13 protein-coding genes are annotated in these 12,578 nt (G+C 65.1%); 9 read left to right on the top strand and 4 right to left on the bottom strand.

Going from position 1 to position 12,578, the window contains the following annotated elements; translation table 11 throughout:
* Window positions 1-3 precede the first annotated feature (3 nt).
* Window positions 4-1,344 (bottom strand): MFS transporter, encoded by a 1,341-nt coding sequence (locus AAIO73_RS03960; protein WP_345876458.1) that lies wholly within the window; start codon window positions 1,342-1,344, stop codon window positions 4-6.
* 132 nt (window positions 1,345-1,476) lie between these two features.
* Between AAIO73_RS03960 and cyoA the strand changes: the two genes are divergently transcribed.
* From cyoA to AAIO73_RS03915, 9 genes are all read left to right on the top strand, one after another.
* Window positions 1,477-2,628 carry a ubiquinol oxidase subunit II gene (gene cyoA, locus AAIO73_RS03955; RefSeq protein WP_345876457.1) on the top strand — a complete coding sequence of 384 codons (1,152 nt, stop codon included), beginning with the start codon at window positions 1,477-1,479 and terminating at the stop codon, window positions 2,626-2,628.
* Window positions 2,629-2,638: 10 nt separating this feature from the next.
* Window positions 2,639-4,639 (top strand): cytochrome o ubiquinol oxidase subunit I, encoded by a 2,001-nt coding sequence (gene cyoB / locus AAIO73_RS03950; protein WP_345876456.1) that lies wholly within the window; start codon window positions 2,639-2,641, stop codon window positions 4,637-4,639.
* A gap of 5 nt (window positions 4,640-4,644) precedes the next feature.
* Entirely contained in the window at window positions 4,645-5,274 is a 630-nt protein-coding gene (gene cyoC / locus AAIO73_RS03945) for a cytochrome o ubiquinol oxidase subunit III (protein ID WP_345876452.1), read from the top strand.
* Window positions 5,274-5,663, top strand: coding sequence for a cytochrome o ubiquinol oxidase subunit IV (gene cyoD / locus AAIO73_RS03940; RefSeq protein ID WP_345876450.1), 390 nt, complete (start codon window positions 5,274-5,276; stop codon window positions 5,661-5,663). Before cyoC ends, cyoD begins: the two co-directional genes overlap by 1 nt.
* Complete coding sequence (locus AAIO73_RS03935; RefSeq protein ID WP_345876449.1) at window positions 5,660-6,358, top strand: SURF1 family protein; 699 nt, start codon at window positions 5,660-5,662, stop codon at window positions 6,356-6,358. Before cyoD ends, AAIO73_RS03935 begins: the two co-directional genes overlap by 4 nt.
* Window positions 6,359-6,368: 10 nt before the next feature.
* Complete coding sequence (locus tag AAIO73_RS03930; RefSeq protein WP_345876448.1) at window positions 6,369-7,664, top strand: ATP-binding protein; 1,296 nt, start codon at window positions 6,369-6,371, stop codon at window positions 7,662-7,664.
* Window positions 7,661-8,191 carry a response regulator transcription factor gene (locus tag AAIO73_RS03925; protein WP_345876446.1) on the top strand — a complete coding sequence of 177 codons (531 nt, stop codon included), beginning with the start codon at window positions 7,661-7,663 and terminating at the stop codon, window positions 8,189-8,191. Before AAIO73_RS03930 ends, AAIO73_RS03925 begins: the two co-directional genes overlap by 4 nt.
* 118 nt (window positions 8,192-8,309) lie before the next feature.
* On the top strand, window positions 8,310-9,809 hold the full coding sequence (locus tag AAIO73_RS03920; protein WP_345876445.1) for a L,D-transpeptidase family protein: 1,500 nt from the start codon (window positions 8,310-8,312) through the stop codon (window positions 9,807-9,809).
* Window positions 9,810-9,819: 10 nt separating this feature from the next.
* Window positions 9,820-10,185 carry a hypothetical protein gene (locus AAIO73_RS03915; protein ID WP_345876443.1) on the top strand — a complete coding sequence of 122 codons (366 nt, stop codon included), beginning with the start codon at window positions 9,820-9,822 and terminating at the stop codon, window positions 10,183-10,185.
* Between the two features lie 280 nt (window positions 10,186-10,465).
* Here the strand turns inward: AAIO73_RS03915 and AAIO73_RS03910 are convergent, their stop codons facing one another.
* The 3 genes from AAIO73_RS03910 to AAIO73_RS03900 form a co-directional block, all read right to left on the bottom strand.
* Window positions 10,466-10,627 (bottom strand): hypothetical protein, encoded by a 162-nt coding sequence (locus tag AAIO73_RS03910; RefSeq protein ID WP_242115970.1) that lies wholly within the window; start codon window positions 10,625-10,627, stop codon window positions 10,466-10,468.
* Between the two features lie 160 nt (window positions 10,628-10,787).
* The gene (locus tag AAIO73_RS03905) at window positions 10,788-11,051 is read right to left on the bottom strand and encodes a hypothetical protein (RefSeq protein WP_242115969.1); all 264 of its coding nucleotides are present in this window, start codon (window positions 11,049-11,051) and stop codon (window positions 10,788-10,790) included.
* 62 nt (window positions 11,052-11,113) lie between these two features.
* A complete protein-coding gene (locus AAIO73_RS03900) occupies window positions 11,114-12,577 on the bottom strand; it encodes an efflux transporter outer membrane subunit (protein WP_345876440.1) in 1,464 nt (487 codons plus the stop codon).
* Window position 12,578: the final 1 nt, after the last annotated feature.

The following is a 12,578-nucleotide window of genomic DNA, read 5'->3' as shown; positions in this document are numbered from 1 at the left end:
CGCTCAGTCGAGCCGGCGCGCCAGTTCCTTGTTGAGCGCCAGCGCCGCCAGCGTGCCGACCGCACCCGACAACAGGTACAGACCCGACGCGATCAGCCCCAGCTTGTCGGCCAGCGCCAGTGCGACCAGCGGCGCGAAGCCCGCACCGAACAGCCAGGCGAGGTCCGACGTGAGTGCTGCACCCGTATAGCGCGAATCCTTGGCGAAGTTCGCAGCCACCGTCCCCGACGACTGGCCGAACGACAGCCCGAGCAGGATGAAGCCGGTAATCATGAACGCAATTTCACCGGCATCGCCGCCGTTCAGCAGCAACGGCGCAAGGCCAGAGAACAGCGCAATCGCGACCGCGCCAATGCCCAGCAGCGTCCGGCGACCGACATGGTCGGCGAGCACGCCCGAGATGATGATCGCGAAGATGAAGAAGATCGCACAGGCGGTCTCGATCCACAGGAATCGCGCAATCTCCTGTTCGGTGAACAGCAGGATCCACGACAGCGGAAACACGGTGACCATGTGGAACAGCGCGAAGCTGGCGAGCGGCACCAGCGCGCCGATCGCGATCGTCTTCCATTCGCGTGCCACCGTCGGCAGCACCGGTGACGCCTTCAGTTCGCGATTCTCGAACAGCGCGGTATATTCCGGCGTTACGACGATGCGCAGCCGGGCGAAGAGCGCAACGACGTTCAGCGCGAACGCGACGAAGAACGGATAGCGCCAGCCCCAGCTGATAAAGTCTTCCGAGCTCATATAGGCGGTGAAGAACGCAAACAGGGCGCTGGCGACCATCAGGCCGAGCGGCGCACCGAGCTGGGGGATCATCGCATACCAGCCGCGACGGTCCTGCGGCACGTTCAGCGCCAGCAACGAGGCCAGGCCGTCCCACGCGCCGCCCAGCGCGATCCCCTGCAGGATACGGAGCGTCGCCAGCAGAATCGCCGACCATACTCCAGCCTGCGCGTAGCTGGGCAGGAAGCCCATCGCCACCGTCGCGGTGCCGAGCAGGAACAGGGCGATGGTCAGCTTCGTCCCGCGCCCGTGCCGCCTGTCGATCCACATGAACAGCAGCGTGCCCAGCGGACGGGCGAAAAACGCCAGCGGAAACAGCGCGAAGGAATAAAGTGTGCCGGTCAGCCGGTCGACATAGGGGAAGACGAGCTGCGGAAACACGATCACCGACGCGATCGCATAGACGAAGAAGTCGAAGAATTCCGACGTACGGCCGATGATGACGCCGATCGCGATCTCTTCCGACTGGACGCTGATCTGCGCTTCGCCATTGGGGGACGTGTTGACCGCCCGGGCGTCGGCCTCGATCTCGCGGGAATGGACGAAGGCCTCGGCCATAGGGACTCCAAACGTTGCGCGGATGGGCGCGCGGGTAGACTGAATGTGCGCCCGTTATCGCAATGCACCAAACGCGGGGATAGGACAAAATGTCCTATCGCAGTGCAGCATCGGTCGGCATAGGTCGCGCGCATGATCCTGCCCCGCTCGCTTCCGTGGCACCGGCCACTGCGTTCGCTCCTGCCCCTCGCGGCCCTGCCGCTTGTTGGCGGGTGCGACATGGTCGTGCTCAATCCCGCTGGCGACGTCGCGCGCCAGCAAGCCGACGTCCTGATGATCTCGGTCGGCCTCATGCTGCTCATCATCATCCCGGTGATGGCACTGACCGTCTGGTTCGCGTGGAAATACCGCGCGTCCAACGAGAAGGCGACGTACAAACCGAACTGGGACCATTCGACCGCACTCGAACTGGTCATCTGGTCGGGCCCGCTGCTGATCGTCATCGCGCTGGGCGCGCTGACGTGGATCAGCACTCATTTGCTCGACCCCTATCGGCCGATCGGGCAGATTTCGTCGGGCAAGCCGGTGCCGGAGAATCAAAAGCCGCTGGAGATCCAGGTCGTCTCGCTCGACTGGAAATGGCTTTTCATCTATCCCGAACAGGGCATCGCCACCGTCAATCGGCTGGTCCTACCGGTCGATCGCCAGGTCAGCTTCCGCCTCTCGTCGTCGTCGGTGATGAACACCTTCTACGTCCCCGCCATGGCCGGCATGATCTACACCATGCCCGGCATGGAGACGAAGCTGCATGCGGTGCTGAACAAGCCGGGCACGTTCGAGGGCATGTCAGCGCATTATAGCGGCGCCGGCTTCTCCTATATGAACTTCAAGACCACCAGCACCGACACCGCCGGCTTCGACCGGTTCGTGGCCGGCGTGAAGGCGATGCCGAACCGGCTCGACACCGCGCGCTATCGCGAACTCGAAAAGCCGAGCGAGAAGGTGCCGCCGATGGGCTTTGGCGGGATCGAACAGGGCCTGTTCACGCGCATCGTCCAGATGTGCGTAAAGCCTGGTACGCCGTGCATGACCGAGAGCATGCAGCATGGTGGCGGCCATGGTTCGGCGGTCAACAGCCGCCTGCCCCAGCAAGGCGAACGCACCAAGGGCGCACTCGAAAAGGCGCCGTCCGAATATGGCGTCAGCCCGCACAGCAGCGGCGACGCACCGGAGGGATCGTCGGCCGCCCCCGGCGCCACCGATCCCGGAAGTGACGCCAACCGCAACATGACCCGCAACGCAACGCCTGCGCTGCCGGGCCGCCGCGCCCCGGCGCTAGGCTGAGAACCAGATCATGTCCGATACCCTTACCAAGCTGATCTTCGGTCGCCTGACGATCGAAAGCTTCCCGATCCACGAACCGATCATCGTCATGACCTTCATCGCGGTCGCCATCGGCGGTGCTGCGCTGCTGGCGGCGCTGACCTACTTCAAACTGTGGGGCTATCTCTGGAAAGAGTGGTTCACCACGGTCGACCACAAGAAGATCGGGATCATGTATATGATCCTCGGCATCGTCATGCTGCTGCGCGGCTTCGCCGATGCGATCATGATGCGCAGCCAGCAGGCGATCGCCTTCGGCCAGAACGAAGGATTCCTGAACGCCCATCACTATGATCAGGTGTTCACCGCCCACGGCGTCATCATGATCTTCTTCGTGGCGATGCCGTTCGTCACCGGTCTGATGAACTATATCGTCCCGCTCCAGATCGGTGCGCGCGACGTGTCGTTCCCGTTCCTGAACAATTTCAGCTTCTGGATGACCGCGTCAGGCGTCGTGATCGTAATGGCCAGCCTGTTCGTCGGCGAATTCGCCCGTACCGGCTGGCTGGCGTTCGCGCCCTTGTCGGGGCTGGATTACTCGCCGGACGTGGGCGTCGACTATTATATCTGGGCGCTTCAGCTGGCGGGCGTCGGTACTTTGTTGTCGGGCGTCAACCTGATCGCGACCATCGTGAAGATGCGCGCGCCGGGCATGGGCCTGATGAAGATGCCGATCTTCACCTGGTCGGCGCTGGTCACCAACATCCTGATCGTCGCCGCCTTCCCGGTCTTGACCGCCGTGCTCGCCATGCTGTCGCTCGACCGCTATGTCGGCACCAACTTCTTCACCAACACATTGGGCGGCAACCCGATGATGTATGTGAACATGATCTGGATCTGGGGCCACCCGGAGGTCTACATCCTGGTACTGCCGGTGTTCGGCGTGTTCTCTGAAGTCGTGTCGACCTTCTCGAGCAAGCGGCTGTTCGGCTATACGTCAATGGTCTACGCCCTGCTGGTCATCACCATCCTGTCGTACCTGGTGTGGCTGCACCACTTCTTCACCATGGGGTCGGGGGCGAGTGTCAACTCGTTCTTTGGCATCACAACGATGATCATCTCGATCCCGACGGGTGCGAAGATCTTCAACTGGCTGTTCACCATGTATCGCGGCCGGATCCGCTACGAACTGCCGATGATGTGGGCGATCGCCTTCATGCTGACCTTCACCATCGGTGGCATGACCGGCGTGCTGCTCGCGGTGCCGCCCGCCGACTTCGTGCTGCACAACTCGCTGTTCCTCGTGGCGCACTTCCACAACGTCATCATCGGCGCAGTGGTGTTCGGCACCTTCGCCGGCATCAACTACTGGTTCCCCAAGGCGTTCGGCTTCAAGCTCGACCGCACCTGGGGCCTGGTCAGCTTCTGGTGCTGGTTCGTCGGCTTCTGGGTCGCCTTCACCCCGCTTTATGTGCTGGGCCTGATGGGCATCACCCGGCGCCTGCGCCACTTCGACGATCCGAGCCTGCAGATCTGGTTCGTCATCGCCGCCGTGGGTGCCGCGATCATCGCGGTCGGCATCGCCGCCTTCCTCATCCAGATCGCCGTCAGCGTCCTGAATCGCGACAAGCTGCGCGACGTCACCGGTGATCCGTGGGACGGCCGCAGCCTCGAATGGGCGACCTCGTCGCCGCCGCCGGACTATAACTTCGCGTTCACCCCCGTGGTTCACGACATGGACGCGTGGTACGACATGAAGAGCCACAAATATGCCCGGCCGACGGAGGGCTTCCAGCCGATCCATATGCCGAGCAACACCTGGGCCGGCATCGTGATCGCGGGCGTGTCGACCGTCTTCGGTCTGGCGATGGTCTGGTACATCTGGTGGCTGGCGGCGCTGTCGTTCGTCGCGGTGATCGGCGTCGCGATCTTCCACACCTTCAACTACAAGCGCGACTTCCACATTCCGGTCGAGGAAGTCATCGAGACGGAGCGTCGGCGGACCGCCGACCTCCAGGCCGCGGGGGCGTAAGGATTATGGGTTCGTCGGTTCAAGTCCCCGCAGGCGCGTCCGAGCGCGCCTTCCACCTGGCGGAGGAGCATGAGCATGAAGCCGGGTCGAGCACGATGCTCGGCTTCTGGCTCTATCTGATGAGCGACTGTCTCATCTTCGCCATGCTCTTCGCCTCCTATGGCGTCTATTCCGGCAGCACCGCGGGTGGCCCGGACGCCAAGGAGCTGTTCGACCTGCCGCTCGTCGCGCTCAACACCGCGATGCTGCTCTTCTCGTCGATCACCTACGGCTTCGCGATGATCGCCGCCGAAGAGGGCAAGAAGGGCGCGACGCTGCGCTGGCTTGCCATCACCGGCGTATTCGGCCTGTGCTTCCTCGGCATCGAACTCTACGAGTTCAGCCATCTGATCCACGAAGGCGCCGGACCGCAGCGTAGCGCGTTTCTGTCCAGCTTCTTCACGTTGGTCGGCACGCACGGTCTGCACGTCACCTTCGGCATCGTCTGGCTGGTGACGCTGATGGTGCAGGTCGCCAAGTTCGGTCTGGGTGCTGCGAACATGCGCCGCCTGATGTGCCTGTCGCTGTTCTGGCACTTCCTCGACGTCGTCTGGATCGGCGTCTTCACCTTCGTCTATCTGCTGGGAGTGCTGTAATGGCCGGCCACGCACATCACGACGCGCATGCGCACGGCCATGGCGGCCATGGCGATGCGCCCGCGCACGGCTCGCGCCGCGAATATGTCATCGGCTTCCTGCTGTCGGTGGTGCTGACCGCGATCCCCTTCGCGCTCGTCATGACCAATGCCTTTGCCGATAGCCGGATCACCGCCGGCATCGTCATGGTCTGCGCGATCGTGCAGATCGTCGTGCATATGATCTACTTCCTCCACATGAATACGAAGTCGGAGAATGGCTGGACGCTGATGGCGCTGATCTTCACCGCCATCCTCGTGGTCATCGTGCTGTCGGGGTCGCTATGGGTCATGTACCATATGAACCTGAACATGATGCCGCAGATGTCCGGGGAAATGAGCACGATGTGACCCGGCCGGGGGCCTTGAAACGCATCCTGATCGGAACGCTGATCGGATGCGTCATCGCCGGCCTCCTCGCGCTGGGGGTTTGGCAGTTGCAGCGTCGGACGTGGAAGCTGGACCTGATCCAGCGAACCGAAACGATGCTGCGCTCCCGCCCTGTCCCCGCCCCGCCGCCATCGGCATGGCGCGCGATCACGACCAACGACGCCTACCGGCCGGTGGCGGTCACCGGCCAGTACCGCCCCGACGCCGACAGCTATACCCAGGCCGCGACGGCGCTCGGCGGTGGTTTCTGGGTCCTGACCCCGCTCGATACCGGACGCTTCACCGTCCTCGTCAATCGCGGCTTCGTGCCCCCCGAACAACGCGGCAAGGTGCCGCCACCCTCCGGCACCGTCACCGTTCGCGGGCTGTTGCGTCTGTCCGAGCCGGGCGGCGGGTTCCTGCGCAGCAACGACCCGACCGAAGACCGCTGGTATTCGCGTGACGTCGCTGCGATCGCCGTCAAGCGTAGCCTGTCCGATGTCGCCCCCTATTTCATCGACGCTGCCGCGATGCCCGGCAAGGCATGGCCGCGCGGCGGGCTGACGGTGGTCAGCTTCCGCAACAACCACCTGGTCTACGCGCTCACCTGGTTCGGCCTCGCCGCGCTGTTGGCCGGCATGACATGGTTTGTCGCGCGGCCGAACAAACGGGCGTAGCATGCGCCCGATGCAGCCTGCCACCTCCCCGCCCCCCTATGCGCCTCCGGCGGAGGGGGTCGGCCGCAACATGCTGTTGCTGGTCCAGCTGCGCTGGCTGGCGGTCGGTGGTCAGCTGGCGACAATCCTCGTCGTCGATGGACTGCTCGGCATCCGCCTGCCATTGGTACCGATGGCCAGCGTGCTGGCGGCACTGGTGCTGCTCAACCTCGTCACCCTGGCCCGCCGGTCGCGATGGAGCGACACCAACCTGCCGCTGTTCGCCGCGCTGGTCCTCGACGTGGCGGCGCTGACCGCACAACTCTATCTATCGGGCGGAGCACGCAACCCGTTCGTGTCGCTCTATCTGTTGCAGGTGGTGATCGGCGCGATTCTGCTGAAAGTCTGGTCGAGCTGGGCGCTGGTCGCGATCACGAGTGCCGCCTTCGCTTTATTGGGGCCATTCCATCGCCCGCTGCAACTGCCGCAATTCTATGCCAGCAGCCTGTCCGACGCGTTCCTACTCGGCAACTGGATCAATTTCGTGCTCGCCGCGACGCTGCTGGTCGCCTTCGTGACGCGCATCGCCGCCAATCTACGCGACCGCGATACCAAGGTGGCGCAACTGCATCAGCGCGCGGTCGAGGAGGAACATATCGTCCGCATGGGTCTGCTCGCCAGCGGTGCCGCACACGAACTCGGCACGCCGCTCTCGTCGATCTCGGTGCTGCTCGGTGACTGGAAAAACGAGCCTGCCGTCCGTCGCGACCCGCGCTTCGCCGCCGAGGTCGACGACATGCGGGCCGAAGTCGCGCGGTGCAAGGAGATCGTGTCGGGCATCCTGTTCGCCGCCGGGGAGGTGAAGGGCGAGGCGCCGACCCGCACCACGCTGCGCACCTTCCTGACCGATACGCTCGACCGTTGGCGCGGCAGCGACCCCGCTCGAGCCGCGTTCGAAGATCGCCTCGGACCCGACGTGCCGATCGTCGCCGACCGCGCGCTGGCCCAGGCGCTGACCAACCTGCTCGACAATGCGGTGGAGGCGGGCGGACGCGACATCGCGCTGATCGCGCTGCGCGACGGAGGGATGCTGCGGCTGACGGTGCGCGACGACGGCAATGGTTTCGCCGACCGCATTCTCTCCAGCCTTGGCAAACCCTATAATACCAGCAAGGACCGGCAGGGTGCCGGGCTCGGCCTCTATCTCGCGACCAATGTCCTGCGGCCGCTGGGTGGAACGATCGAGGCGGTGAACCGCGACAGCGGCGGCGCGGAAACGACGCTGCTCCTGCCGATCGAGTCGCTGGCGCTGGAGAAGACCAAATGACCGACCGTCGCCTGCTGATCGTCGAGGATGATGCGACCTTTGCCCGCACCTTGTGCCGTTCGTTCGAACGGCGCGGCTATGCGGTGGAGGTTATTACCGGCCCCGATCGGCTCGACGATGTCGCACGGCGGTTCGAACCCGAATATGCGGTGGTCGACCTGCGGCTGGGCGGCGCATCGGGCCTTGCCTGCGTATCGGCGCTGTCGGCGATCGATCCGGCGATGCGGATCGTCGTGTTGACCGGGTTCGCCAGCATCGCGACGGCGGTCGAGGCGATCAAGCTCGGCGCCACCAACTATCTGACCAAGCCCGCGAATACCGACGAAATCGAAGCCGCCTTCGCCAAGGTCGAGGGCAATCCGCAGGCCGACCTGACCGCTGCGCCGACCTCGATCAAAACGCTGGAATGGGAGCATATCCACCAGACGCTGGCCGATACCGGCTTCAACATCTCCGAAGCCGCGCGGCGGCTGGGCATGCATCGGCGCACCCTCGCCCGCAAACTCGACAAGCGGCACCTTTCCTGATCGCTTAGGGGTTCGAAACCGGTCGCGCCTTGTGGTAACAGAGCGACAAAGGGGAACGGTTCATCGTGCGGCAGGTTGGAATCCGTATAGGACGCCTGTCGTACCAAAAGAGTCTGGGATGAAAGCGATTACCGAACACCGTCTCTGTTTCGTCCGCACGCTGCGGTGTGCCCTGTTCGCCGGCGCGGGCCTGACCCTCGCGAACGCCGCTTCGGCGCAGGTGCTGCCGCCGCCGGTCGTACCGACCATGCCGTCGACCACGCCGATGGTGCAGCCGATCCCCGCCCCCCTGCCGCTGCCGGCGCTGACCGCCGCGCAGGAGAGCGAACTCGCCCGCCTGCTGGCCCGCGACGCGGTCGCGCAGGGGCTGAAGGACCGCGAGCCGTTGCTGGGCGCGCTGACCGGACCGGCGCTGGTGCAGGCCGCGCTCGACCATGCCCATGCGGTACGCGCCGGACGGCTCGACACCGCCGATTTCCAGAAGGATTGGGCGATGCGCCCGCAATCCTATGATCCGCTGCCGTCGTTCCGCGACGCCGTGGCGAAGGACCGGCTGGCGGCATGGGTCGCGTCGCTGCCGCCGCCCTATGCCGGATATGATACGCTGGTCACCGGTCTGGCACGCTATCGCAAGATTGCCGCGAATGGTGGCTGGCCGACCGTCGCCGCCGGGTCCGAACTGCGCCCGGGCGGTCGCGGGCCGCAGGTCGCGGCGCTGCGCAAGCGGCTGGCGCTTGAGGATCCCGAATTGTCGGCGAGCGGCGATACGTTCGACACGGCGTTGCTCGACGCGGTCCGCCGCGCGCAGCGGCGCTACGGCCTGAACCCCGCCGGACAGGTCGGCGCGCAGACCATCGCCTCGCTCAACGTGCCCGTCGGCGAGCGGATCAAGCAGATCAAGGCGAATATGGAACGGTGGCGCTGGCTGCCGACCGAACTGGAAAAGAACCGCATTCAGGTGAATATCGCCGCGGCGGTGCTGACCGTGTTCGACGGCGACCAGCCGGTGACGTCGATGAAGGCGGTGACCGGGCGTCCGGGTGACGAGACGCCGATGCTGACCTCGACGATCCATTCGATCGTGCTCAATCCGCCATGGAATGTGCCGTCGTCGATCGCCGAGAAGGAATTGTGGCCGAAGGAACGCGCCAATCCCGGCTATCTCAAGCGCAACGGCTTCCGCGTGATCGAGACCGAGGGCGGCGGACGGCGCCTGCAACAGGCATCGGAGCGCAGCGCGCTCGGCCGGTTCAAGTTCGATTTCGACAATCCGTTCGCGGTCTATCTGCACGACACGCCGGCCCAGTCGGGCTTCGCCAATTTCGACCGGCTGGCCAGCCATGGTTGCGTTCGCCTCGAAAAGCCCGAGGATCTGGCGCGCCTGCTGTTGCGGACGACCCCCGAATGGCCGGCGGAACAGATCGACGCGACGCTCGCCTCGGGCAAGACCGTGCGGGCCAAGGTCGCCGATCCGGTGAAGGTCTATCTGCTCTATTGGACGGCGTTCGCGACGCCCAACGGCACGATGAGCTTCCGCGAGGATCCGTATAAATGGGACGGCGTGCTGGCGAACAAGATCGCCGCTCGCGCCGAGGCCAGCCAGTTGGCGGCACGATAAGGGGATGAAGATGAAGAGCGGATGGCGCGCGATGCTGCTGGCAGGCAGCGGTCTGTTGCTGGCGACCGGCGTGGCGGGATGCTCAGGTTCCGAGCCGGAGGATGCCCCGATCGAAAATAGCGCATTCGACGAGGAGGCACCGCCGCCTACGCCCCTGCCCGAGGAGAATTACGAAGCCGCGCCGCCGGTGACGGAAAATCTAAGCGCGGTCGCCCCGGCGGAGGAACTTCCTCCACCCCCCCCGATCGAACCCGACCAGCAGGTGTTGGACGACGCCTCTGCGACCGGCATGACGTCGCGCTCGACACGTGGCGAGGCGAAGGCGGCGGAGGAAGCGCCCGAAGAAGCGGCGCCGGCCAACGAAGCGGAGCAGTAAGCGCTTGGTATAGAGCTACGTCGTTCCGGGTCTGAACGGGACCTCTGCAAAAGCCGCGCTCATGCTCCGACTAAGGCCGGGACCGGGTCGGGGAGGCATCGGCAAGTACGAACAAGCCCTGCCAACCGGACCTCGGCCTACGCCGGGGTCCGGAAGTTTTCAGATGATCGAACGGCTTTCGCAAAAGCTTCGATAAAGTCCGGCGCGACGTCGAATAGCTGGCGAGCGCGTCGCTTCAAGCAAGCCGGGATTCAAACGCTGGCGCTCGGCTTGTACAACTTCAAGCAGCTTCCGCACCTACCTCCGGCCCCGTCACGCCATCGGCATAGGCCTTGTCGAGATACAGGTTCGCCAGTTCGTAATGGGCGTGGACGACCTGTTCATGGTCGGCCTGCTGGGCCAGTTCCAACTGCTGTTCCGCACGGCGTACAAAATAGGACATTTCGTCCGGTCCGATCAAAGACACGACAACCTCTCATGGGGCGTTTGCCGCCCATTCTAACTCGCCCGGTGCAACCGAACCCGCGTGAAACGCATGGCGGCCGCGAGAGATGCCTGTCGCTTCGAAATCTGACGCGGTGATTACACCGCCGGGCGCAGCGTCAGATGCGACGATGCTTCCCGCCATAGCGCCCGCCAATATAGGCGCCGAGCCGGTTCATCTCGCTGGCGGCGGCAACGACCGCATCGGACTGGCAGGGCAGCGGGTCGCGTTCATGCTCCGCGGCGCGGCTGGCAACTTTAGCGGCCAGTTCCTCGATATCGGCGCGCGACAACAGGTTCTTTTCGCGCAACAGGCAGAGCAGGCTTTGCAGGATGACCATGCTCTTCTCGCCCGCTGCGTCGCCCGGCTCGATCGGATTCATCGTTCCTCTCCTATATGTTATAAGGGAGAGCATATGCCGATCGCGATGCGATGCAAGGGCCGCTAGTTCAGTCCGCCCCCCAGCGTCCGGTACAGCGTCACCAGGTTCGTCGCGCGGGCGAGGCGCGTCTGGACCAGCGTCTGCCGCGCGGCATAGCTGGTTCGCTGCGCATCCAACGTGTTGAGGAACGAATCCACCCCGGCGCGATACCGCGCGTCGGACAGTCGCTCGGCGGTCGCCGCCGACTGCGCCCGTGCCGTCTGCGCGGCCAGTTGCTCATCGATCGTGCCGCGCGTCGCCAGCGCATCGGCGACCTCGCGGAACGCGGTCTGGAGCGTGCCTTCATAGGTCGCGACCGCCGCAAGCTGCTGCGCGCGGGCGACCTCGACATTGCCGCGCCGCTGGCCCCCATCGAATAGCGGCAGGGTGGCGGCGGGCGCGATCGAGAAGTTCTGCGTCCCCGCGCCGAACAGGCCGCCCAGCGCCGTGCTGATCGTGCCCAGCGTCGCGGTGAGCGAGATGGTCGGGAACAATGCCGCCCGCGCCGCGCCGATATTGGCATTGGCGGCATAGAGTCGGCGTTCGGCCTGCAGCACGTCCGGCCGGCGCAACAGAACGGCGGAAGACACGCCGGTCGGCAGGTTGGTCAGCACCGCGTCACGCTCGCCCAACTCGGACGGCAATTGCTCGATCGGCACCGTCGTGCCGGCCAGCAGGTTGATCGCATTCTGATCCTGCGCGATCTGCGCGGTCAGCGCGGCGATGTCGTTGCGCGCCTGCTGATAGCTGGTTTCCGCCTGCTGCACCTCTAGCTCGGAGATGACACCGACGAGGAACTGCGCCCGGGTCAGCTCCAGCGTGCGGCCGAAACTCGCCAGCGTCTCGCGCGACAGGCGCAACTGGTCCTGATCGGCGGCCATGGTCAGCCACGCCGTCGCTACTTCGCCGACCAGCGCGATGCGCGCGGCGCGCTGTGCTTCCTCGGTCGCGAAATATTCCTGAAGCGCCGCCTGGCTGAGGTTGCGGACGCGGCCGAACAGGTCGAGTTCGAAGGCGGAGAAACCGACCGACGCCTGATAGATTTCGAGATTGCCGGTCTGTGCCGGCACCCCGCCCGCGCCGCCGGCCTGTCCACCGGCACCCCCCGCCCCGCCCAGCGCACCGAACGGATTGTTGGTGTAGGTGACGCCACCATTGGCGGCGGTGGTCGGCACCTGACTGGCGCGGGTCACGCGATATTGCGCGCGAGCGACCAGCACATTGGCCGCCGTCACCCGGTAATCGCGATTATTCTCCAGGGCTGTCGCGATGACCGCCTGCAACCGCGGATCGGTAAAGAAATCGCGATAGGCGATCGCAGTCACGTCGGCCTGTTCGGCGCCCAGCGGCGGATAGGCGCCACCCTGCGGCAGCGTCAGCGGGATCGCCCCCTCCGGCCGGATATTGTTGGGGGCGAGGTTGCACCCCGTCAGCGCCGTCGTGGCGGCGAGGAGGATCAGGCTACGCAGCGTCATCGGGTTGCTCATG

The sequence above is a fragment of the Sphingomonas epibiotica genome, assembly GCF_039615155.1.
Taxonomy (GTDB): Bacteria; Pseudomonadota; Alphaproteobacteria; order Sphingomonadales; family Sphingomonadaceae; genus Sphingomonas.
Note: the sequence above shows the minus strand (reverse complement) of the source record. Positions and strands in the feature narration are given on the sequence as shown.

What these genes read in the sequence shown, in the direction of transcription:
- AAIO73_RS03960 (WP_345876458.1), bottom strand. Translation starts at nt 1,344, where the DNA reads ATGGCCGAGGCCTTCGTCCATTCCCGCGAGATCGAGGCCGACGCCCGG.
- cyoA (WP_345876457.1), top strand. Translation starts at nt 1,477, where the DNA reads ATGATCCTGCCCCGCTCGCTTCCGTGGCACCGGCCACTGCGTTCGCTC.
- cyoB (WP_345876456.1), top strand. Translation starts at nt 2,639, where the DNA reads ATGTCCGATACCCTTACCAAGCTGATCTTCGGTCGCCTGACGATCGAA.
- cyoC (WP_345876452.1), top strand. Translation starts at nt 4,645, where the DNA reads ATGGGTTCGTCGGTTCAAGTCCCCGCAGGCGCGTCCGAGCGCGCCTTC.
- cyoD (WP_345876450.1), top strand. Translation starts at nt 5,274, where the DNA reads ATGGCCGGCCACGCACATCACGACGCGCATGCGCACGGCCATGGCGGC.
- AAIO73_RS03930 (WP_345876448.1), top strand. Translation starts at nt 6,369, where the DNA reads ATGCAGCCTGCCACCTCCCCGCCCCCCTATGCGCCTCCGGCGGAGGGG.
- AAIO73_RS03925 (WP_345876446.1), top strand. Translation starts at nt 7,661, where the DNA reads ATGACCGACCGTCGCCTGCTGATCGTCGAGGATGATGCGACCTTTGCC.
- AAIO73_RS03920 (WP_345876445.1), top strand. Translation starts at nt 8,310, where the DNA reads ATGAAAGCGATTACCGAACACCGTCTCTGTTTCGTCCGCACGCTGCGG.
- AAIO73_RS03915 (WP_345876443.1), top strand. Translation starts at nt 9,820, where the DNA reads ATGAAGAGCGGATGGCGCGCGATGCTGCTGGCAGGCAGCGGTCTGTTG.
- AAIO73_RS03910 (WP_242115970.1), bottom strand. Translation starts at nt 10,627, where the DNA reads ATGTCCTATTTTGTACGCCGTGCGGAACAGCAGTTGGAACTGGCCCAG.
- AAIO73_RS03905 (WP_242115969.1), bottom strand. Translation starts at nt 11,051, where the DNA reads ATGAATCCGATCGAGCCGGGCGACGCAGCGGGCGAGAAGAGCATGGTC.
- AAIO73_RS03900 (WP_345876440.1), bottom strand. Translation starts at nt 12,577, where the DNA reads ATGAGCAACCCGATGACGCTGCGTAGCCTGATCCTCCTCGCCGCCACG.